Origin of the sequence: Cohnella soli (assembly GCF_042655525.1) — a bacterium.
GTDB lineage: Bacteria > Bacillota > Bacilli > Paenibacillales > Paenibacillaceae > Cohnella > Cohnella soli.
Genome location: NZ_JBHSMI010000052.1, coordinates 438,247 through 458,905 on the forward strand (window position 1 = coordinate 438,247; position 20,659 = coordinate 458,905).

The following is a 20,659-nucleotide window of genomic DNA, read 5'->3' on the forward strand; positions in this document are numbered from 1 at the left end:
GTAGTATGTGACCGAGAATGATTTTTATCCTTTGCATTGTAATTGACGGCACATGAGAAATCACATATAGTTAAATTGGTCAGACAACTTACCATTGTTAAAAGGTTGTGATCATTTAAATGCTCAAGTCGTTAAAAAGGCAAAAGCTTCATGAGTCGATCTCCGAGGAAGTGCTTAAATATATCGTTGATAAGGGCCTCAGCCAGGGGGACCGCCTGCCTCCCGAACGATTTTTCTGCGAACACTTTCAAATCAGCAGAGCCTCTTTCCGGGAAGCGATGAAGAAACTCGAAGGCTACGGCATGATTGAAATTAGGCCGGGAAGCGGCATGTATCTTAAGGCCGAGAAAACCATTCTTGGGGAAGTTACGGATTTGCAGCTGCGCATTTCACTGGAGAAAAAGTCGCTGCTGGAAATGTTGGATCTTCGGGAAATGATGGAGCAGTACGCGATTGAGCAGATTGTCAATCAGGGCCAAAGCGCTTGTCTGACTCAACTGGAGAAAATTATCGAGGAATATGAGCGGAAGCGAAGCATTGGAGAAATTCCTCGAGAGGAAGATTTTTTGTTCCACAAAACGTTGTATGAAGGCGCTAACAATCAATTGCTGCTCAATTTATTTCAGTCGATTGAGGATTTGGAAAGTTTGTGGGCGGACCGAGTGATCGATTCCGCTAATTTCCCCGTATTCGGCAGAGAGACGGAACCGCTTCATCGGCAAATTCTGGACGCGATGAAAGCGGCGGATGTGAAAACAGCAAAACGCATTATGCGCAAACATTTCGAAATCCTTAAAAACGATATCTACACCATAGACGAAAGGTTGTTCCATACATGAAGGCAGGTTTTCAGACGATGCTGACCCACTATGGCGAAGAGAATATCCATGGTGCGGTTGTTCCCCCTATTTTTCTAAACTCTACATTTGCCCATGATTCTTTCGAAGATTTCCAAGCGGGGCAGGGTTATTACTACTCAAGGCATAGCAATCCGACATTGGAAGTGTTGGAGAAGAAGTTGGCCGCGATGGAATGCGGAGAAGCCGCAAAAGTATTCGCTTCCGGAATGGCCGCGATATCTGCAGTTTTGTTTCACTTCTTACGTCAAGGAGATCATGTGATTTGCAGTACGCCTACCTATGGCGGAACCTACGGGATTCTAGGACCCTATATGAAAAAGTTCGGAATATCGGTTGACTTCATCGATTTTCGGGACACGGAACGCGTACGCGCGGCGATCAAACCGAATACCAAATTAATCGCTTGCGAGTCGTACTCGACTTTTTTTATGGAAGTTTTTGATGTTGCTGCCATCATAGGCATTGCAAAGGAACATGGTTTGCTTACCATTGTCGATAATACTTGCGCTTCTCCTGCGAATTTTCGCCCGATCGAGTGGGGATTCGATATCGTCATCCATTCTGCGTCCAAATATTTGGGCGGACACAGCGATGTCATTGCCGGAGTCGTGATCTCGTCCAAAGAGATCATGGAGAGCATCGAACAGATCGAGTATGGGATATTCGGCGGCGCGCTTGGTCCCTTCGAGGCTTGGCTTGTTACACGCGGCATAAGAACGTTCGGATTAAGGATGAAGCAGCATGCAGACTCGGCATTGCAGATCGCCAAGATGTTGGAGGAGAACAGCAATGTAGCAAGAGTGAATTTTCCTTTCTTGCCTAGCCACGAGCAGCATGAATTAGCCAAGAAGCAATTCGATGCCCCTTCGGGTTTAATCAGTTTCGAGCTTCATGGCGGGAAGGCTTCCGCAGCACGGGTGATCAACCGATTGAAGTATTTCAAGATCGGCGTGAGCTGGGGAGGCTTCGAGAGCTTGGTTTATTCTCCGGGCATGCATGGGGAGAACGAACAGTTTACAGGGACTCCGTACGAGCCTCGGATGGAACATCTGATCCGGATATCCGTGGGGCTTGAAGATCCGGCTGATCTCATGGAGGATTTACGATCGGCTTTGGAAAGCGCTTAATTCTCATAAAACTAGATAAGGGAAGGTATCGAGATGAGCAGAACTCCAATGAATACTTACGAGATAATATTGCAAAATCCGCAGGAGGGAGCGAGAAGTTTTACGCGTTGGTGGTGGTACGGCGCGGCTGTTACGAAAGAGGAGGTTCGCCGAGAGCTTACTTTTATCAAAGAAGCAGGCTTGGCTGGGGTCGAAATTCAAGTGACTTACCCTCTTTCGGAGGATTCCGAGGAGCAAGGCATTAAAAATCGCATGTATCACTCGCCGGAATTTATCGAGATTATGGATTATACGTTAACGACTGCCGAGGAACTGGGACTGTTCGTGGATTTGACGCTCGGCTCCGGCTGGCCTTTCGGCGGCCCGTTCGTTCCGTTCGACATGGCACCGGAAATCTTGATTCCTTACCAAATCGATCTTATTGGTCCTACTGAATTTGAGCGGGATTTTACGACGATGCTGCCCGGAACGCCTTTAAGAGCTGTAATGGGTAAATTCGAGAACGGCGTCATCGTTGCAGATACGTTAGTGGATATCACCGATCATTTGGACGTCACTTGGCTGCACGGATGGGAATGGGGACATTGTCTGAACAAGATCAGCATCCCGGAAGGCCATTGGAAAATTTACATCTTCATTACAAGCCTGTATAAGCAGACGGTGGGTATACCTGCGCCGGGGATGGAAGGGTATGCGATCGACCATTGCCGCAAGGACGTGTCCGACTTTTACTTCGCGCAATTCGGCGAACCGTTGGTCGAGAAGCTGGGAGCAGGGCGTATCCGCGCGTTCTTCTGCGACTCGATCGAGCTTGGCGGCAACAACTGGACGCAGATTATGCCGGAGCAATTTCTTGCTCGCAGAGGCTATGAGCTGACACCTTTTATGCCGGCTTTGTGGGGGGACATCGGCGATATTACGGCGGATATCCGTTATGACTTCTACAAAACATTTTCGGAGTTAACGATCGAGAACTTCTTCCGCAACTTCACCGCATGGAGTAACTCCAAAGGGATCAAAACGAGAATTCAGGCGCATGGAACTTGGGGCGATATTCTTCAAGCTTATGCGGCTGCCGATTTTCCGGAGGGCGAAACGTTCGGCCCGAACGACAAGTACGAAGTGAACACGGTTCATCGCAGATTGGCTACCTCTGCCGGTCACGTCTACGGTCGCAAGGTCATATCGAACGAGACGTTCACCTGGCTGCGTGTGCCGCGTTTCATGGAAACTCTGGAAATGATGAAAGCGGCGGTTGATGCGGTTTTCCTCGATGGCATCAATCAAATCGTCAATCACGGCTATTCCTACTCGCCGGAATCTGCAGGTAAACCGGGCTGGGCATTCTATGCTTCATCCTTCATTTCTCATAACAATACATGGTGGGAGTACTACCCGATCCTCTCTTCCTATATTCATACGGTTTCCGCCTTCCTGCAGACGGGGGACAGCTACTCGGAAGTGGCGATCTATTTGCCACAGTCCGATATTTGGTCCTCGATGCCGATGGCCGAACTGCATCTAGGGATGAAGCTCGAGGAGCATATGGGCAAGAGCTTGATCAATCGCGTGAACAAATCGTGTTATTATTTCGATTTCCTGAATGATGAAGCCATAACCGATCTGTCTCACATGACTGACGCTGGGCTGGCAATCGGTGTTAACTTATACAAAACGATCATTTTGCCAAAGGTGACTCGACTGCCGCTGGATACGGCTCACAAATTGCTTGAATATGTGCTTGGAGGAGGCATCCTCATTGCCGTATCGGATCGTCCGCGAACCGTCCCCGGATTTATTGACAGAGAGGCAAACAATCAGCTCCTCGATAAATTGATGGAAAACATGTTCGAAGTCGAAACCGGGATTTGGAAACAAGTCGGAAAAGGCAAAACGATCCTTGTCGAAAATGAAGATCAGTTGATTGATCGGTTAAAAGAGTCGGAGGCTCCCGATGTGACGATTGAATCGTTAGGGGAGGAGGGCAGCCCGGACGTGGCAGCGCAAACCGTTGGTTATGTGCATCGCGTCCATGAGGGTGGTCATATCTACTTCGTATCGAACGTGTGCGGCGAAGAACGGAAAGCGCGTATACGGTTTAAATACGGCAGCCGGACAGCGGCCGTGCTTGATCCAATGACGCGCGAGACCGTGCGATATGTTGAATTCCCGTCGGAGAGCCACGAAACAGTAATTGAAATTGCATTCGAGCCGTTCCAGTCTTTCATTGTGGTCTTCGGTGACGAGCTCTTTGGAGCGGGGAATGAGAGGGAAGACGGGACACTGCCGACAGTGCCGCAGGTTGACCGTCATATCGACATTACGAATAGCTGGACTCTTCGGATTCCTGAAGCGAACTTCGAGCGACAACTGGAGAAACTGCAAACATGGGAGCAGTTCACCGAGGTGAAATATTACTGCGGCAGCGCGTTCTACGACAAGAAAGTGACGGTTCCTGCAATCCGGCCAGGAGAGAGCATTTGGTTGGAACTGGAAGACGTTCGCGAAGTGGCCGAAGTGTTCGTGAACGGCAGCAGCGCAGGCGTGCTCTGGAAAGCGCCAAGATGTCTCGATGTAACGAATTGGTTGCACGAAGGAGAGAACGAGCTGTCCATTAAAGTCGTGAACCTGTGGATTAATCATATGATTTCTCCGGATTTGCACGAACCGAAACCGGAAAGTCCCGTAACGAACAATTGGCCGTATTTTACGGAGAAAATCAAACAAATTCGCGACAAGCGACTTTACGCTCATAACGAAAGGGAACGCGTTCAATCGCTGCAGCCATCCGGACTTGCGGGGCAAGCGACGTTGACGATTCGGCACGGGGGGGCTTAAGCAACGATGAGCATAACTAGAAGTAATCATGCCGCTGTAACTGCTGTTGATTTGAAAACGGAGAATACCGTCAATCCGCTCGGGATCAGCACGATGCTGCCTTTGTTCAGTTGGAAGCTAGAAGCTTCCAAGCGAGCGCAAAGTCAAACGAGCTACCGCATAATCGTCGATACGGACGAGACGCAAGTGAATCTTTCGGTCGGGGGAGCCTGGGATAGCGGTAAAGTGGCATCGGATGAAACGCTGCAAATTCGATATGCGGGAAGTCAGCTGTTATCCGGTCAACGTTACTATTGGAAAGTAATGGTGTGGGATGGAGATGACGCGGCTTCGGAATGGAGCGCCCCTGCCTGGTTCGAAACGGGCTTGTTGCATACCGGGGATTGGCGGAGCGAGTGGATCGGCGGCAATTCGAGCTATAATCCGTTAGCTGGTTGCCGATGGATCTGGCATACGTTGCCATCTCAAGCAGAGCCCGAAGCGGATGTTAAAATCGCTTACCGCAAAATCATTCGTTTGCCGTCGCATAAAGCGATACGGCAAGCGATCTTCCATGGTACTTGCGGGAGTCTGTTCACTTTGTTCGTCAATGGAAGCACGATCGCCAAGCAGAATAAGCGATGGAAGCAGGACTGGTCTTCGCCTTTCTACTATATCGATTTCACTGCCAAGCTGACCGAAGGGGATAACTGTCTAGCGTGCGAGGTCGTGAACACGGATTCGGTCCATGCAGGCTTTATAGCCAGCTTCGAGTTTCATTATGAAGATGGCTCCATCGAAATGATCTCGACCGATTCCACATGGGTTACCTCGATCGCGGCTGACGATGGCTGGAAGCTTGCCGATGATGTGGAGAGCGGTTGGCAGCAGGCGAAGGTGATCGCGGAGTTCGGCGATCAGCCGTGGGGACGGATCAAACGCAGAGGTCCGGCTCCGTTGATCCGCAAGGAGTTCGCGGTCGAGAAGACGGTTAAACGAGCCAGGCTGTATATGTGTTGCCTCGGTTATTTCGAACTGACCTTAAACGGAGAGCGTCTTGGCGACGGGCTGCTGCAGCCGGATTATACGCAGTTTCCTAAACGCGTATATTACTTGACGTTCGAAGGCGAGCAGCTCTTGGCCATCGGCAACAATTGCATCGGCGTTGAATTGGGTCGCGGGCATTATGCATACGGGAAAGATTGGATCGGCGACAACCTTAGCAAGCCCGAGCCGAGTACGGGTACAATCGAACCGAAGTTTATGCTGCAATTGCAGATGGATTATTCGGATGGAACGAGTTGTAAGGTCGTTAGCGATCGCTCGTGGTTAACGGCGGACGGTCCAACCCGGGACGATAACATCTGGTATGGCGATAAGTATGATGCTCGATATGAGCAGAATGGTTGGAACAAGGCAGGATTTCGAAGCGAGAGCTGGGTTCCCGTGAACGTCATGACGCCGGCAGAAGGCGCGATTGAAGCGGCATTCGTCCCGCCGATTCGCGTTGTCGAGACCGTGCCGTTCGCCCTCATCGGGAATCCGAAGCCGAATGTTTACGTGTTCGATTGCGGCAAGGTGACGACGGGTTGGGCGAGATTGTCGCTTACTTCTCAGCCGGGAGTCAGCGTGAAGCTGATTTACGGAGAGATGCCGCGTGCGGATGGCCGGCTGGACATCTGGAAGGCGGGCTACGACCATCAATTCTGGGAGAACGCGCAAGAGGATGTTTACGTCTGCAAGGGCGGCGGCGAGGAAAGCTGGGAACCGAAATTCAGCTATAAAGGCTTTCGTTATATCCAGATCGAGAGCACGTGCGACATAAGCGCTGTTCGGCTGGAAGCAAAGGTATTCCACAATGACGTAGGGGCAATTGGCAGCTTCGCAAGCTCGAACACGTTGTTCGACCGGATTCATCGGGCAATGGTGGATACGATGCTGAATAACTTTCACAGCATTCCGACGGATACGCCTTTCCACGAAAAGCGTGGCTGGTTGGGCGATGCGCAAGCGATTGCCGAGTGTGCGTCGATGAATTTCGATATGACGGCATTTTTCAGCAAATGGCTGCAGGATATCGCGGATTCGCAAGATGAGCACGGGGCGGTCTGCCATACGGCGCCGGGTCCGTTCCTTTACATGACACCCACGCCTGCGTGGATGTCGGCGTTCGTCATCATCCCGTGGACGTTATACGAGTACTACGGAGATCGGGAGACAATGCGCAAGCATTACGTAGGCATGAAGCGGTATTTGCAATATGAATGGGATCGGCTGGTCGACGGCACGAGCACGGACGAAAGTTATGCGGACTGGGCGGTGCCGGGGCCATTTATCGGTCCGGAGGGCGGGGATTTGCTGGCCACGGCATACGTACTCCATTCGTTCAGCTTGATGGCGAGAATCGCCGAAGTGCTGGGTGAGGGGGCGGATCGCGAAGCGTTCTTGATCGCGGAAGAGCGGCTGAAGGCGGCGTTAAACGAGAAGTTTTACGATGCGGACAATGCTGTCTACCACACGCCAATAGAAGCCGGGTACCGCCAGACGTCCAATGTGCTCCCGGTCGCATTCGGCGCTGTGCCCGAAGCCAACATCCCCCGTGTCATAGAGAATTTGGCGCAGGACATTCGGACTCGGACGAACGGGCATCTGGATACCGGTTGCTTCGGCACGAAGTTCCTGGCGCCGGTGCTGACCGAACACGGGCAAGGCGAGCTCGCCTACTGCATCGCGAACCAGACGACGTACCCGAGCTGGGGCTATTGCTTGGCTGTCGGCGGAACGTCATTCTGGGAAGCGTGGGAAGCTGAAACTCGATCCTATGCCCACTATTTTCTAGGCACGATCGACGATTGGTTCTATAAGCATCTAGCGGGAATCAAGACAGGCACGAACGGATATCGAACGAGCGTCATCAAGCCGTATATTCTGGGCGACCTAACCCGCGTCAGCGGCACGATCGATACCGTCCGGGGCCGAATCGGCTCGGCTTGGGAGAAGACGGAAGATGGATTTACTCACACGGTCTCCATTCCGGCGAACACGACCGCTATGATCTACGTTCCTAAGGTTGGCAGCGGATCGTTAAGGGAGAGCGAACAGCCGGTTGAGCTGGCGGAAGGCATATTCTCGGTCTTGGATGTACCCGACTATTGGATAATCGAAGCGGGCTCGGGAACGTATCGATTCGAGTTGTCGGTCTAGCGGAGGGCGGCATGTCGGATAGAGCGGTCGTTTTCCAACTATTGGGCGTCACCTTGCTATGGGGCGGCAATTACGTTGCCAGCGCCTATCTGCTGACGGAGTTCTCGCCCATCCTGCTCGCGTTCTTGCGCTTAACGGTCACGTTACTGCTGCTGATCGGCGTAAGCCTCTGGGGCGGAGGGATTGCCAAGCCGAATCGGCAGGAATGGGTGCTGCTTGTCCTGATCGGCGTTACGAGCTCGCTGCTGTACCAGATTTTCTATTTCGTCGGCCTCGAGCATACGAGCGCGGGCAACGCGGCGTTAATTATCGCGCTGTCTCCCGTAGCCACGTCATTCCTGGCGCGAGCGTTCCTTAAGGAAAGAATGACCGGCTTTAAGCTGATCGGCGCGCTGGTCGCGCTAACCGGCGTCGCGATCATTGTCTTGAACGGCGGCAAAGTTACGGGCATGTCGACCGGGGACTTTTTCATCCTACTGGCCATGTTGATGCTGGCGTCAAGCGTGCTATTTATCCGCAAAGCCACGATGACGATGAACTCCCGGGACGTCACGCTTTATGCCACGATTATCGGGGTGCTGCTAATGATTCCTGCGGTTGGAGCCGAACAGCTGCAAAGCCACCTGCATTACAGCGATCATTCTTATCCGTGGGTGCTTCTGATCGTCATGGCTTTGTTCGCTCAGGGAATGGCAGGCCTTTGGTGGAACCACGGTATTTCCAAGGTCGGCGCTTCGACGAGCGCGATGTATATGAACATTCCGCCTTTCGTCGCGATTGTGGTCGCGTATATCGTTCTCGGCGATCCGATCCGGCTTGCGCAGCTCGCGGGCGGGGCACTGATTGTCGCAGGCGTGATGGTATCGAACTTGAAGAAAAGATCGACAAAATTTAATTTCTATTCGAAAGCGAGCGGATCTTAATGAACGTATTGGCTATTGGTGCACATCCGGATGACATTGAAGTATTTTGCGCGGGAACTTTGCTCAAGTACAAACAACAGGGCCACAACATCTTTATCGCGCTTACGACCAGCGGAAATATCGGTTCTAACGAGTACGAGAGCAGAGAGGCTATCGCCGCGCAGAGGGAGCAGGAGCAGTTGGATGCGGCGAAGCTTATGGGGGCGGAAGTCCGCTTCCTACGCTTCGACGATCAAGGGCTGCAAGACACGCCCGAACTGCGGAGGGCCATCATTAACGCGATTCGTTGGGCGAATCCGGACGTCATTCTGGTTAATTACCCCGAGGATCCGAGCACGGACCATGCGATTACAGGGAAGGTCGTCAGCCAGGTCATGCTGTCGATTCCAGGCAAGCTGATTCCGGCAGACGAGCCGCCGATCGACAAGAACCCTTCTCTCTTCTATTACGGGACTCCAGTGGGAATCGGGTTCCTGCCGGAAGTGTACGTTGACATCACGGATGTGTACGAACTGAAGAAGGAAGCGCTGGCCATGCATACGAGCCAGTTCAACTGGATGGACGTGTACCAGACACACAACCTGCTTAACATTTTGGACATTACGGACAAGTTCAGAGGTCTGCAAGCCGGGTGCGAGTATGCCGAAGCTTTCCGGGCATTCAGACTTCACGGCTACATGCCGAACTTCAAGCTGCTTCCTTAGGCTGCTTCGGGTGAAGGGGATGAGCAGATGAGTGAGGCTTACACACTCGTGGAGAAAGTCGTGAAAGTTGGCGGAACCGCCGGCGAGGACTGCGACTATACGGATTTAAAGGCTGCGCTCGACGACATAACGGACAACTCCGCACAGAAACGGTACGTACTGCGGATACTGAACGGCACCTACGATGTCTCGAACGACGGCAACCTGTTTTTGGGCTTGAAAAATTACGTGGAGCTCGTCGGACAATCCCGAGGCGGCGTGCGGATCCTGAAACGGGACGATGATTACAGCGATGCGAAGAACGTATTCGATTCGGCCTGTTACGGTCAACGGATCGAATATGCTGCGCTTCGGAACTTGACCATCGTCAGTTATAATTTGAAGGCACCTGTGCATATCGACGACGAGTACCTTCACGGGACGATCGAACTCGTCGACTGCACCCTGATCAACGAAAACACGCCGGACATGGGCAACTATCGGAATGGCCTCGCTTGCGGACTCCGGCAACACCAACGGATCGTCGCCAGGGGCGTCCATTCCAACGGAATGCTATGGATGCATAATGGCTTCGAGGCTTATAATGGTGAAGGCTGCCGGTTCGAGCTTTACAACTGTATCAGTCCGTTCATCGTTATTGGCGAACTGATCACCTACGGTAACGAGACCGTGATCATCGAGGGCTGCCGAGCGGAATTCCTCCGCTATCTCTATATCAAAGGAGTTGCCGTTAAGCAACTGCGTTCGTATGTCCAACCCAGCTTTTCCTTTGAGCTTCGGGGTAATTCGATCGACTACGTCGAAGCCGTCACGACGCTGGACTTGGGCTATACGACGGTTCCTACCGCGTTCGATGAGCTTTGCGAAGGAAAGTGGTCGATCAGCGATCCTTCGATTCATCGGTTCGTTCGGAATACCGGAGCGATGACTATTGACAAAGGAAGCCTGGTGTCGCAGGATGGGGAAGGTGTAAAGAGATGGGTATCAGGCGACTCGTTGTACGGGACGGCAATGGACGCGATTCCGCCCGGCGACTATGGAATCGTGCAGGATCGAGGAATCGTGTTCATAACCGCTCGTCCGGATGTTGAACTGAACGAGAATGAGCCGGTCGAGCTTGATGCATCAGGCCGGGCCATTCGACAAGTTAGCGGCACGAAAATCGGCGAGGCTCGAGGCTGGTACGCGCACGGTGAACGTCTGTTGAAAGTTAAGCTGATGTAAGGGGAAAAATCAAATATGTATAAGGAAAGAGCCGATTCTTTATGCGAATAGGCTCTTTCTATATCCATTGGAATTCGAGATTGAAAATGAGGTGTTAGTCATGATCAAGGTCATCCTCGTAGAGGACGAGATGTTGGTGCGAATTGGCCTGAAAAACTCGATCGATTGGTCGAAATTAGGGATGGAGGTTATAGCGGATTTCTCGAATGGGCAGACGGCGTGGGATTTCTATCAGCAAGAAAAACCGGATCTCATCCTTACCGATATTCGAATGCCTAATATGGACGGCATGGAACTGATCTCCCGCATTAGGGAGAACGATGCGCAGACGAAGATTATCATCCTGACTGCTTATGAAGAATTCGATTTGGTTCATAAGGCGATCCGGTTCGGCGTGACCGATTATATTCTCAAGTTAAAAATGTCCATTGATGAGATGGAATCTGTTTTGCAGAAAGTGAAGTCAGAATTGCAAACAAAAAGTGTCCGAGCTCCATCGGAGCCACAGCAGGACCTGCTGAATGCCATTAACCTCAAAGAAAACGCAATGAAGGATTATTTGTCTTACGGGCGCTACTCGGATGCGGAATTCGCCGCAATTACGAAAAAACTGCGGTTCCGTCTCCACCCGGAGAGACTGATTCTTTGCGTGATGGCGATCGACAATTTCAAACAGATGGAAAGCAAATTCAAAGACAGTCACGGGAATTTGATCCGATTCAGCATTCTGAACATGATGAGTGAATTGCTAGCCGGCTACAACCGGGGAGAAGTCATCTACGAGCGGGACGAGAAATATATTCTGGCGTTCAGCTTCCAGGATGTCGTCAGCGAGTCGAATATTTATCAACAACTGCAGGACATCCTGTCACATATCAGCAGCATCATTAAAACTTACCTGAACGCTTCCGTCACTTTCGGGATCAGTTCGATGAACAACGGATATTCCGCGCTTAAGGCTATGTACGTGGAATGCCTCCGCGCGCTGGATCTCGGATTCGTTCTCGGAAACGAAAAATATATCAGAGCGGATCTAATGGGAGCGGACCGCGTTGCGAAAAACGTAGGAATGAAGCTCGACAATATGATTGCCGATTCGGAGCCGTTGTTTAACGACAGGTACGCCAAAGAAATTCAAGCCGGCATCCAGGCGCTTAGCCAATTGGAGAGCATCTCCAAGCAGGACATCCAGGTGATGATGATCCGCTGGATTCACTGGCCGACCGTTAACCTCAATATTTATGCCGAGGATATCTCCAGTATGGCGTTCGACTATGCCGGCCGGATTCATCAGAGCACGACCTTGGATGAGAACATCTCTATTTTTACGGATTATTTACTTGAAGTTAAAAATTATCACCAGAAGAAGAGGGCGATCAGCAAAGAAATCGCCGAAGCGATTAAATATATTCAGAACCATTACGACCAAGATATCTCTCTGCAGCAATTAGCCGATCAAGTACAGATGAACCCGAGTTATTTAAGCAGACTGTTCAAGAAGCATTTGCAGACGAGCTTTGTTGAATATTTAAATCATTACAGAATCGATATGGCTAAAAACCTGTTGATGAATACGCATCTGAAATCGTATGAAATCGCCGAAAAGACCGGTTATATGGATGACAGCTATTTTAGCCGAATATTCAAAAAGGTGACCGGCATGAGGCCGCATGAATTCAGGAAGATATGGTTCGTGGACAGCAGAGAGGAAAGAGAGGATAGGGAGGAAGGGGAGGACGAAGCGGATGATGAGAATCTTTAATAAATCGAATCGATCTTCCTTGGCGAATCAATTGGTGATCTCGTTCCTCGTCATCTTCCTGTTTATCTTTACGATAAGCTCGCTTATTGCCTATTTCGGCATCCTGAATGTATTGAAGAACAATGCAAAGGATACGAATCAACAGCAGTTTAATCAATACGATTATAATCTGTCGTTGTTTGTCAATCAGGTTGATCAGGTTTCAAGACAGCTCTTCTTAAAAGCCGAATTGCAAAATTTGATCAATTTCAAAAGCATGAATGAGACAAACAGCGTCTTGCAGGTTGTGGCGGCGTTCCAATATTTCGCGGAAACGTTGTCTGCCAATAAATATATCGACTCGATCAGTTACTTCGGCGATAACGGCTTTATGATTCGAACGACCGTGCAAAGAAACGATATTCTATTCGATTCATCGAGTAACGTGAATGAATTTTATCGCGCTCAAATTTATAGCAAGGTGAAGTCTGCAGCGCAAACGCTAGTCTGGTTCGGAGGGTTTACCGATCAGGATTTCAATATTGCAGATGCGAGAACGATATCCAATTCAGCTGCGAAGCCGCCGACACACTATATTTCTGCAGCACGCAGCTTTTACTCGAATAACCACTCGGCTACGCTTGTCCTCAATGTGAATATGAAGTACTTCAATGATATTTATAATCATGCCAACGATATGCAGAATAACGAACTGTATTTGGTCGATGACTCGGGGCAAATCGTCTCTCACGGGGACGAAGCGAAAATCGGCCAAGCGGGAGCGCTTCCTGAGCAAAAGGATCATCCCGTGAACGCAGGCAATAAATTTGCCAGCGAAGAACGGGATAGTAAACAGATCATGTCGTACCGAATCAACGCGCTCGGTTGGACGCTTGTGAACGAAATTCCAGTAAGCATTTTCACCAGAGATATTTTGACCTTGAGGCTCATTGTCGTCACGATGTTTATTTGCAGTCTGGCATCGGCGGCCATTCTTTCGAGGTACTGGATTCGCAGAATAACGAAACCGCTCAACAGTTTAACGACCGTAGTAAGAAGAATGGGGCAAGGCAATCTGGGATTAACGTTGGATCTGGACTTAAGGAATGAACTAGGGATTCTGATTGCTCAATTTAATAAAATGTCCAAGAACATTCAGGACTTGATCGAACAAAAGGAAACGATTCAGGAAGAGAAACGGACGATCGAGATCGGGGCTTTACAATCGCAGATTACGCCCCATTTCTTCTATAACACGTTAAATACGATCAAATGGATGGCGATTATGGTCAAGGCGGACAATATTGTGGAAAGCATTACGACATTAGGGGATTACTTGCAGCCGATGTTCAAGAAAGGCATGCTCTGTACGATCCGGGAAGAAATCGAATATATCGAAAATTATATCAAAATTATGAATTACCGAATGGCAGGCGGGGTTAAGTTCCATTATGAGATATCTCCCGCAGTCATGGAATATCCGTTTCTGCGTTTCCTGCTGCAGCCGTTGGTCGAAAATGCGATTACGCACGGTTTGAAAAACCGAAATGGCGGAACGATAACGATTACGGCTACGGAAGAGCAAAATGAAATCGTCTGGCGCATCTTCGATAACGGTGAAGGCATGTCCGAATCGAAGCTACAAGAGGAAAGAGAAGCTCTCATTAACGGCAATAACGAACATTCCCATGAGAAGAAGGGGATCGGCTTGTACAATACAAACCGCAGAATCCAACTTCACTTCGGTGACCATTATGGCATCAAAATTCATAGCGAGCTGCAAGTAGGGACTGAATTGATATTTGCGATCCCGAAAGTGCAAAAAACGTAAAGAAAGTGCAACTTATTTGGCGCGATGGAAATAAACCTTTTTGGGGCATTCGGTTTGTTGTGTATTTCACTAGAAAGTCCATTTTTATGCGGAGATCCCGCTTCTATAATAAGTTCATAAGACACAACAATCGTCAGGCAAGGAGGAATCAAAGTTGCTATCTCTAAAGAACAAAATCGGATGGACCTATTTCTTAATCGCCATGCCCTTTATGATTTACGTGATTGCTTTTTATTTTGTGCCGCTGTTCGGTTGGGTCTATTCCTTTTATAGCTACAATCCGGCACTTAGTTTTTCGCAGCTGAAGTTCGTAGGCTTTGATAACTTCGTGAAGATGTATCAAGAATGGAACGAGATTTTCCGGGTTCTCAAGAACACATTGGCAATGAGTTTCCTCTTGATTCTGGTTACGCCATTACCGCTCATTGCAGCCGTTATGATCAACGAAGTGAAGCATAACAAGTTCAAGAGATTTATTCAGACGGTAACAACGCTGCCTAACTTTATTAGCTGGATTGTCGTATTTGCCCTGACTTTCGCCGTTTTCTCCAACGAGGGCCTTTATTATACATTGCTAAGAAGCTTGCATGTCGATGTGCCTGTGATCGGAATACTGGGCAATAATGGCGCGGCATGGTTTTTCCAGGCGGGGCTGTATGTGTGGAAGACGATCGGTTGGACGATGATCATTTATATGGCCGCGATTGCAGGAATTGACAACGAGCAATATGAGGCGGCCCGTATAGACGGCGCTGACAAATTCGGCTTAATGCGCCACATCACAATTCCGGGGCTAGGCCCGACGTTCTTTGTCCTCTTGCTGTTGCAGATCAGCAACTTGCTCAACAATGGTCTTGACCAATTTTTTGTTTTCTACAATCCGCTTGTCGCAGATAAATTGGATGTGCTCGATTACTACATCTACAAAGTCGGCTGGGCTGTCAGCGATTACTCGTATGCGACTGTTCTGGGGATGGTTAAGTCTCTGCTCGGCATTGGCCTGTTGTTCGCCGTCAACTATCTCTCCAAGAAAACGAAGGGGGAGTCGATCCTGTGATCAGCAAACAACAGCGCTCGCTGGCCGAGCGAACGTTCGACATTTTCAACTACGTGTTTATGGCCTTGTTTTCCTTCGTGTGCGTCTATCCCTTTTATTATGTGTTCATTTATTCGATCAGCGAACCGAGATTGGCGCAAAAAGGCGTTTATCTATGGCCGGGTAATTTCAATATCGACGCTTATATTAAAATATTCAGTCTGAATACGATCCCGCATGCTTTCCTGGTTTCGGTGGAAAAGACAGTGATCTTCACCGTACTGTGCGTCTACTTCTCGGCGATGCTTTCCTATCTCTTTACGAAACATGTGATGCCTTTCCGCAGGTTAATGTATCGTATCGTCGTTGCATCCATGTATTTGAACTCGGGTTTGATTCCTTGGTATATCACCATGAAGAGTTATGGATTGCGCAACTCCTTCTTGCTCTACGTCCTTCCGGGAATCATTAACGCCTTTTATATTATTCTGATCAAGACTTATATCGAGCAATTGCCATCATCGCTTGAAGAGTCGGCTCAAATCGATGGCGCCGGATTTATGACCGTCTTCAATCGGATTATATTTCCATTGTCCAAACCGATTGTCGCTACGGTTGCCGTGTATGCCTCGGTAGGCTGTTGGAACTCGTGGATCGATAATTACTTGCTGGTGGAGAAGGCCAATCTGCAAACGATTCAAGTCATCTTGTTCAGCTATTTGAATGAGGCTCAGAGTTTGTCTCAAGGTCTTGCGGACATGATGAGGAGCGGGAATTCGGGCAGACAGCTCCAGCTTTCGCCGGAAACGATTAAGATGAGCATCACCGTCATCTCGGTGCTTCCGATCATTCTTGTGTATCCATTCCTGCAAAAGAATTTTATCAAGGGCATTATGCTTGGTGCAGTAAAAGGTTAATACACGGATATAATGGTTTTTCTAGAGAACCATTTATCAATAGATGCATCCATGAACCGATAACAGGGAGGGTATTCGATGTCAGTAATGAAGAAGAGAACAAGTCTGCTCGCGATGGTTCTGATCATGACGCTTCTTGTGCTATCCGCGTGTTCCAGCAATAACAATAAGAACAATGCTGCATCCTCCGCACCCGCTTCAGAATCTGCTTCATCCGAAGCGCCTGCATCAACTGATAGTGCATCACCAGATTCTTCGGGTTATCCTGAGCTCCCTAGAGATCCGATTACGCTGAAAATATTCGTTGGCGGTTCGAATGCCAATTTGAATGGGGTATGGAATACTTCCATAGCTAAAGTGATTAAAGAAAAATTCGGGATCACGCTGGAACTGATTACGGGCGATGATGTCAAAGAGAAAACATTAATTGCCGGCGGCGACTTGCCTGACGTCATTACGACGGGCGGCTCCGTCTCTGCATTGGTCGACTCCTTGATTCAAGGCGGCCAGGTTATTCCACTCGATGACTTGATTGCGAAGTATGGCCCGAATATTACGAAAAATACGCCGCAAGCGCTGGAAATTATGAAAGCGTCTGCAAGCAACAATACGGGGAAAGTCTATTTCCTGCCGGTTCGGGTGAATAAAGCAAGTCCTACGCCTACTCCGTTGTTAACCGCTCTTGCCGGTTTCTACACGAGATGGGATTTGTACAAAGCGATCGGCGCTCCGGCTATGAGCAATGAAGATGATTTCTTGAAAGTAAATAAAGAAATGCAAGACAAGTTCCCGAAAACGAAAGATGGCAAGAAAACGTACGCGTTCTCTGCGTGGGCCGCAGATCCGTTCCCTTACATCATCTCCTATCCGTTCTCCATGGGATATAACAACTGGACGGCGAATACGTCGATCAGCGCAACGACCGGAGATGTGGTAGACAACTATATTGCTGGCGACGGCGTATTCTGGAACGGAATCAAATTCTTCAACAAAGCATATCGCATGGGACTGTTTGATCCGGAAGGTTTCACGCAAAAAATCGACCAATATATCGCCAAGCTTAACAACGGTCAAGTATTTAACTCGGCAGCGAGCTTCTGGACAGGCGGCAATGATCTGATCAAGAATACAGGCAACGATAATGCAGAATTGCAACAACTGCCTGGACCGTTCCCTGGGTATATGGCGTTGTACACCAAGGATGCCCCAGGCGGCAACCTGTTGGGACCAGCTCGTGCCATTACAAAGGCGAATAAATATCCGGAACGTACGATGGAACTGTTCAACTACCTTAGCGGTGATGAAGGCGGAAGATTGGTGTTCACAGGCGTTAAAGGCGTAGATTGGGATGTCGTAGACGGCAAACCTCAATTAATCGGCAAGATGGCGAACCCTTCCGATCCTGGTTATAACGATTATGGGATAAGCGTAGGTACTCTTCCTGCTCCTGTGCTGAACAAAATCTCGAACCTTCATGAGGCTTGGACAGCAGAAGACGGATATCCGCTTGATTTGAAACTTGTCATCAACCCGGCTACGGTTACGAAGGCCGAGAAAGAATTGGCTCAACAATTCGGAGCAGATTTGTACCCAGGCCAAGTATACGACAAGTTGGTTAAAGAAGGAAAAGCGGTTACAGATTCGAAATACTTCGCGTTCCCTGCATTTGTTAAGCAATTGTCCGAGCCAAGCCAACAAATTATGGTTAAAGCAGACCAATACTTCTTGGCTAACGTTGCGAAATTTATTATGGCCAAAGATGACGCAGCTTTCGATGCCGCGAAGAAAAAAGCCATCGATGATTTCACTGCGATGGGCGTAGACAAAGCGTATGCAGAGTTCCACAAACTCATCGATGATGCCAAAGCGTTTGTTAAAGCGAACAATTTGGGTGAGTAATTGAGCATGGCAAAGGATTGATGCAGTAAAAAGGGGCTGCCTTGGGTGGTCCCTTTTTACTTAGGGACTGTTGCGAAATAAGGTGAAGGATATCCCGCAGGATTTTGTCGGAGTACAAGGAAGCAAAACCGCCGCGTAGCAGAGCTACGCAAGGTTGAAGCTGACGCAGTAATCCGGCAAAAGACAAGGGATAGACGAACGGTTATTTCGTAACAGTTCCGTAAATAGCAGACAGGAGGGAATCATGTGACCGCTTTTCAGAATGCAATTTACGCCGATCTTGACAACATGCGCTTTCAGTATGAGTCGGAATCGTCCATTTATACAGAAAAGCTAGTCGATGGAAGGCTGCTGTTCGCCGGGTTTCAAGATAACGGAACATCGATCTACGAACATATGGACTTAAAAGATAAACCGTCCTTCGACCTTACGATCGACGGAGAATCCTTATATTACGGGTGGGAATACAGCGACTTTGTTTCGACTCGAGATGAGCTTGGAAGCACGATCGGAACGCTGACGTTAAAGCATACACGGAAGTCGATTCAATTAAAAATCATCACCAGCTGCTCGGGGTTCGGCTTCTTTAAGCGATCCATGGAAATCACCAATCTCTCGAACGAGACCACTTTCGGGCTTACGAACGTAACACCCTTCAAGGGTTGTATTTGGAATATTACGGATAACATCGCCGATAATCTGCGAGACGACACGGTAGCGCCTTATTCCGTCGGGCGGTTTAAAGATTTGTATTGGGCGAACGAAGGTAACTTCGCTTGGCAGGCTATTCCGGTCAACACCGGCATATTCTTTAACTCGACTTTCGGCATGAGCGGGCACAGCAGTCCTTTCTTTATATTGCGCAATAACATAAACGGCGGCTATTTCGTTTGCCAGATGGGGTGGTCGGCGAACTGGAAGACAGCCTTCTTCGCCGATTATTTCAATGATAGCCGTCTTCCGAACAAGATCAATTTGAACTTCGAGGTTACACCTGTTACGCCGTCTCCTGCCAGATTGATCGCGCCAGGCGAGACGATCTCAGCGCCGGACATGCATTTCGGGTTGAGCCATGTCGATCTCGATACGGCAGTCCAGAACCTGCATGGCTATTTGCGTCAATTCGTCCTGCGACAAGTCGGCGACGGCTTGCAGCCGGTGATTTATAACCAAGCCGGTTATATGGTGCCTGGTTATAAGCAGCCGGATATGAGCGAAGAGGGACTGAAGCACGAGGTAGACATTGCGGCCGAGCTAGGCGCGGAGCTCTTCATGGTCGATGCCGGATGGTACGGCAATAACGGCCAAGCAGGAACGGATTGGGGCAATACGACGGGCGATTGGCATGCCTCGGACGTTCTTCCGAATGATCTGTTCCCCGTCTATGAGCATGCTCGTTCGAAAGGCTTGAAATGCGGTTTATGGGTTGAAATCGAAACAGCCGGCGCGAAATCCAAGCTTGCCGAGGAGCATCCGGATTGGTTTCTTGAGCAGTATGGCAGAACGTTCCCTAGAGTGCTCGATCTCTCGAAACCGGAAGTGAAGCAATTCGTGGAGTCCGAGATCATTCGGCTTGTCGAGAAATATCAGTTAGATATGTTCCGTCTGGATTACAATTCAAGCTCTCATGACGGAGGCTTTAACTTGAAGGACGGCAGGAACGAGAATACGCATTGGCGTCATATGGAGGCTATTTACAATATTTTCGAGAGAGTCGGCAAGCGGTTCCCCAACCTTCAGCTAGAGAACTGCGCCAGCGGAGGCGGAAGGACGGACATCGGCATCGTTAGCCGATTTACGACGACATGGGTTTCCGACTGGTTCAAGATGCCGCGTACAGTGCGGATCTTGAATGGCATGAGCATGGCGCTGCCGCCTGAATATATCAACAGGTCATACTCGCCAGGTATGGAAGGGAATTTGGACAGCCAAATGCATGTGATTATGATGGGACATCCGATGCTATGCGGCATTACGCCTTCGCTCGCGGCAGCGAATCCCGCCATCATGGCGTGCGCCAAAAAATATATCAGCATCTACAAGGACTTTATTCGATCATTCCATAGAACGTCGAAAGTCTATCACCATACGCCTGTCATCCCCGGGGCCGACGGTTCAGGCTGGGCTGCGCTGGAATATGTGTCCGAAGACCGGAAGAAAGCCGTAGCGACCGTGTTCCGTCTGGTCAACGCGGATGTCGATTGTTATACGCTGAAATTCAAAGGCCTCGATAAAGGCGCGAATTATCACGTGAGAATCGAGCCCGAAGGAAGCGAGTTCGTTGCCTCCGGTTACGCGTTAGCGAGAGAGGGACTGACGATCGAACTGGATACGGCATTAACTTCGCAAATGATTTTGCTGACGTTACTTCCTTAA

Annotated in this window: 13 protein-coding genes; all 13 read left to right on the plus strand. The window is 49.5% G+C overall.

Features of this window, described 5'->3' with window-relative positions:
* Positions 1 to 119: 119 nt before the first annotated feature.
* The 13 genes from ACFPOF_RS25985 to ACFPOF_RS26045 all read left to right on the plus strand — a co-directional run bounded on the left by ACFPOF_RS25985 (position 120) and on the right by ACFPOF_RS26045 (position 20,659).
* Entirely contained in the window at positions 120 to 839 is a 720-nt protein-coding gene (locus ACFPOF_RS25985; RefSeq protein WP_378138183.1) for a FadR/GntR family transcriptional regulator, read from the plus strand.
* Positions 836 to 1,987, plus strand: coding sequence for a trans-sulfuration enzyme family protein (locus ACFPOF_RS25990; protein WP_378138185.1), 1,152 nt, complete (start codon positions 836 to 838; stop codon positions 1,985 to 1,987). Before ACFPOF_RS25985 ends, ACFPOF_RS25990 begins: the two co-directional genes overlap by 4 nt.
* Positions 1,988 to 2,020: 33 nt before the next feature.
* Positions 2,021 to 4,825, plus strand: a complete 2,805-nt coding sequence (locus tag ACFPOF_RS25995; protein WP_378138187.1) for a glycosyl hydrolase — start codon at positions 2,021 to 2,023, stop codon at positions 4,823 to 4,825.
* Positions 4,826 to 4,831: 6 nt separating this feature from the next.
* The gene (locus ACFPOF_RS26000; RefSeq protein ID WP_378138189.1) at positions 4,832 to 8,008 is read left to right on the plus strand and encodes a family 78 glycoside hydrolase catalytic domain; all 3,177 of its coding nucleotides are present in this window, start codon (positions 4,832 to 4,834) and stop codon (positions 8,006 to 8,008) included.
* 11 nt (positions 8,009 to 8,019) lie between these two features.
* Entirely contained in the window at positions 8,020 to 8,931 is a 912-nt protein-coding gene (locus tag ACFPOF_RS26005; protein WP_378138191.1) for a DMT family transporter, read from the plus strand.
* Positions 8,931 to 9,635 carry a PIG-L deacetylase family protein gene (locus ACFPOF_RS26010; protein WP_378138193.1) on the plus strand — a complete coding sequence of 235 codons (705 nt, stop codon included), beginning with the start codon at positions 8,931 to 8,933 and terminating at the stop codon, positions 9,633 to 9,635. Before ACFPOF_RS26005 ends, ACFPOF_RS26010 begins: the two co-directional genes overlap by 1 nt.
* A gap of 27 nt (positions 9,636 to 9,662) precedes the next feature.
* On the plus strand, positions 9,663 to 10,859 hold the full coding sequence (locus tag ACFPOF_RS26015) for a hypothetical protein (protein WP_378138195.1): 1,197 nt from the start codon (positions 9,663 to 9,665) through the stop codon (positions 10,857 to 10,859).
* Positions 10,860 to 10,959: 100 nt separating this feature from the next.
* The gene (locus ACFPOF_RS26020; RefSeq protein ID WP_378138197.1) at positions 10,960 to 12,621 is read left to right on the plus strand and encodes a response regulator; all 1,662 of its coding nucleotides are present in this window, start codon (positions 10,960 to 10,962) and stop codon (positions 12,619 to 12,621) included.
* Positions 12,605 to 14,431 carry a cache domain-containing sensor histidine kinase gene (locus ACFPOF_RS26025; RefSeq protein WP_378138199.1) on the plus strand — a complete coding sequence of 609 codons (1,827 nt, stop codon included), beginning with the start codon at positions 12,605 to 12,607 and terminating at the stop codon, positions 14,429 to 14,431. Before ACFPOF_RS26020 ends, ACFPOF_RS26025 begins: the two co-directional genes overlap by 17 nt.
* 154 nt (positions 14,432 to 14,585) lie before the next feature.
* Entirely contained in the window at positions 14,586 to 15,488 is a 903-nt protein-coding gene (locus tag ACFPOF_RS26030) for an ABC transporter permease subunit (protein WP_378138201.1), read from the plus strand.
* Complete coding sequence (locus ACFPOF_RS26035; protein ID WP_378138203.1) at positions 15,485 to 16,384, plus strand: carbohydrate ABC transporter permease; 900 nt, start codon at positions 15,485 to 15,487, stop codon at positions 16,382 to 16,384. The genes ACFPOF_RS26030 and ACFPOF_RS26035 overlap by 4 nt, the downstream gene beginning before the upstream one ends.
* A gap of 78 nt (positions 16,385 to 16,462) precedes the next feature.
* Positions 16,463 to 18,283, plus strand: a complete 1,821-nt coding sequence (locus ACFPOF_RS26040; RefSeq protein ID WP_378138205.1) for a type 2 periplasmic-binding domain-containing protein — start codon at positions 16,463 to 16,465, stop codon at positions 18,281 to 18,283.
* Between the two features lie 246 nt (positions 18,284 to 18,529).
* Complete coding sequence (locus ACFPOF_RS26045; RefSeq protein ID WP_378138207.1) at positions 18,530 to 20,659, plus strand: alpha-galactosidase; 2,130 nt, start codon at positions 18,530 to 18,532, stop codon at positions 20,657 to 20,659.